The organism is Microbacterium sp. K41 (genome assembly GCF_004794395.1).
GTDB lineage: Bacteria > Actinomycetota > Actinomycetes > Actinomycetales > Microbacteriaceae > Microbacterium > Microbacterium sufflavum.
The window spans coordinates 1-416 of record NZ_SSDO01000271.1; the positions used below are offsets into that span (position 1 = coordinate 1).

Consider the following 416-nt stretch of genomic DNA (forward strand, 5'->3'; position numbering starts at 1 on the left):
AGACGGCCGAGACCGAGCGCGACGCCCTTCCGGTCCAGCTCGCCGAGGTGGAGGCGGAGCGTGCCGCCGCCAGAGACCTCGCCGCGGGGCGACCGGGGCGGGAGGCCGCACTGCTCGCCGCGAAGGACCGGTGGGATGCCGCCAGGACGGCCGAGCGTCTCGCCGCGGCGTCCGACGCAGCGGAGGCCGAGCTCGCACGGGTGACCTCGGAGCACGCGACGGCGCAGTCCCGGCTCGCGCAGCTGCGCCAGCGCCGCATGGACGGGATGGCGGGGGAGCTCGCCACGGCCCTGGTGGAGGGTGAGGCCTGCGCCGTCTGCGGCTCGACGGAGCATCCCGCGCCGGCCACCCACACCGACCCCGTCTCGGTCGACGACATCGCCCTGGCCGAGTCCGCCCGCGACGCGGCGGCGGCG

At 78.1% G+C, this 416-nt stretch carries 1 pseudogene; it reads left to right on the plus strand.

The annotated features are described in order from the left end of the window. Positions 1-416: pseudogene (locus DW309_RS07655) on the plus strand (AAA family ATPase); the annotation flags it as partial.